This is a genomic window from Microcystis sp. LE19-41.2A (genome assembly GCF_027530405.1).
Taxonomy (GTDB): Bacteria; Cyanobacteriota; Cyanobacteriia; order Cyanobacteriales; family Microcystaceae; genus Microcystis; species Microcystis aeruginosa.
Genome location: NZ_JAPZQJ010000143.1, coordinates 1 through 2,017, shown reverse-complemented (window position 1 = coordinate 2,017; position 2,017 = coordinate 1). Strand labels below are relative to the sequence as shown.

The window sequence follows — 2,017 nt, the reverse complement described above, 5'->3', positions numbered from 1 at the left end:
GATTCGATGGTCAAGACAAATACCAGAAAGCTGTGAACCAAGCACAGTAACAGTCAGATTACATCCCTCAGGACGTTGGCATATTTCAATTAGATTTGATGACCCAACAATTAAGCCATTACCAGTAACAGATAAAGCCATTGGAATTGACTTAGGAATTAGTAGCCTCGTGATTACCAGCGATGGTGACAAAGTATCTAATCCTAAGCATTTTAAGAAACATTATTGGAGACTGCGAAAGGCCCAAAAAAGCCTTTCTAGAAAACAGAAAGGCTCAAAAAATCGAGAAAAGGCAAAAATCAAAGTAGCCAGAATTCACGCCCAAATCACCGATAGTAGAAAAGACCATTTACATAAGCTAACCACTCAATTAGTTCGGGAAAACCAAACGATTGTGGTTGAGAATTTAGCCGTCAAGAATATGGTCAAAAAACCGAAATTATCTCAGGCAATATCTGATGTAAGCTGGGGTGAAATCACTAGACAATTAGCCTACAAATGCCGTTGGTATGGGAGAAATTACATCGAAATAGATAGATGGTTTCCTAGCTCTAAAAGGTGTAGTAATTGTGGGTATATTGCCCTTGAAAATGCCGTTAAATGTTCGAGAGTGGGACTGTCCAGACTGTGGGACGCACCATGACCGAGATATTAACGCGAGTAAAAATATTTTGGCCGCAGGGCTTGCGGTGTCAGTCTGTCGAGCGACCATAAGACCAGAACAGAGTAAATCTGTTAAGGCAGGTGCGGAACCCCGCAAGGGAAAGAAGCAGAAACCTAAATCGTGAGGTTTGGGAATCACCGTCCGTTTACGGCGGTGAGGATGTCAAGTTTTAACGATGCCATGAGTGCGTCGTGTTCCGCAGCTGTTATGCCAAGAGTTGCGGCCTCGTGCTGTAATTTTCTGGCAATAATAGATAAGCTGGGACGACCTACCATAAGGCTGACAATTTCATCATCTGGTATAAGTGCCAGTGCTTCCCTAATTTCTTTGGCTGTGCCTTGGATTACTGTTGCTTGTGTAGTCATGATTTTTGATCATTCTAGGGCGAATCCTAGCATAATTCACAATTTAAGAAATTTTTACATTTTGCTCCCTGATGGCTTACTCCCAATTACAGGGGCGATAGATGCGATCGCAACCATTCCTCCAAATCTTCGGGTTGGGTAAAATCTAACAAAGCTTCTCCTAAAGCTTCCAGTTGATTAATTGAGAGAGCTTGAATTTGCGATCGCCTTTCAGGAGTCACTTCACCGATCCGACGCGAGAGGAGCCGCAGGATGAGCGCAGATTCTCCTTCCTGACGACCTTCCTCGCGACCTTCCTCCTTGGCTTCACGATATACCCTTGTATCTGCCAATTGTAGTCCTAGCATCGCTTCCACCTCCTGCCGACTCAAGTTAGTAAATTTATACACCATAATTGTGGCAATCATTTCTATTATGGCGCGACCCGCTTCTGGATCTGCAATTTGCTGTTGAGTTCGTGCCAGTAAATAGCGGGCTTTTTCTGGTGCTTGGGTTTCTTCCACAGTGGTGAGTACCATCAAGGCAACCCCTAGGGGTAACTGCTGAATTTCCCCTAATTCTTTCAGATAAATTCGATGCACCTGCTCACAATTGAGGAGCGCTCGGTAGGGATGGGTGTTACTTTGTTCGGCTCTTCGGGAATTGTTATGCAAATAATTAACTTAAAATAAAATTCGATGAGAGCAACTACGCTCAAAAGTAGCTGAAATCCATACAGGGAAGGACTTAAGGCATCAACAGGTTAATACCAAAAGATAGACAATCGAGTTAAGATTTGATATAATAGTCAAAAACCCGAGTATTTTACTTATGATACTTGACAAATTTTTGAACCTACAAGGAACCTGTATTCAAGGCTATCTACACCTAGAAAATATCGGTATAGTTTGCCGAATCGAATCGAAAAATAAAAAAGCAACCTGTCCTCGTTGTGGGTTAGAGAGCGATAAACTCCACCAAAATCATCGACATTTAGTCAAAGATTTAC

At 42.5% G+C, this 2,017-nt stretch carries 1 protein-coding gene and 3 pseudogenes; 2 read left to right on the top strand and 2 right to left on the bottom strand.

Annotated elements, in window-relative coordinates:
- A pseudogene (locus O9290_RS06090) lies at positions 1–788 on the top strand (RNA-guided endonuclease InsQ/TnpB family protein); the annotation flags it as partial.
- Between the two features lie 10 nt (positions 789–798).
- Here the strand turns inward: O9290_RS06090 and O9290_RS06085 are convergent.
- Positions 799–1,029, bottom strand: a complete 231-nt coding sequence (locus O9290_RS06085; RefSeq protein ID WP_288057617.1) for a hypothetical protein — start codon at positions 1,027–1,029, stop codon at positions 799–801.
- Between the two features lie 86 nt (positions 1,030–1,115).
- Positions 1,116–1,670 (bottom strand): annotated as a pseudogene (locus O9290_RS06080) (DUF2887 domain-containing protein); the annotation flags it as partial.
- Between the two features lie 169 nt (positions 1,671–1,839).
- Between O9290_RS06080 and O9290_RS06075 the strand changes: the two are divergent.
- Positions 1,840–2,017: pseudogene (locus tag O9290_RS06075) on the top strand (ISL3 family transposase); the annotation flags it as partial.

Excerpts from the sequence above, each read along its gene's own strand:
- O9290_RS06085 (WP_288057617.1), bottom strand. The coding sequence starts at position 1,029 with ATGACTACACAAGCAACAGTAATCCAAGGCACAGCCAAAGAAATTAGG.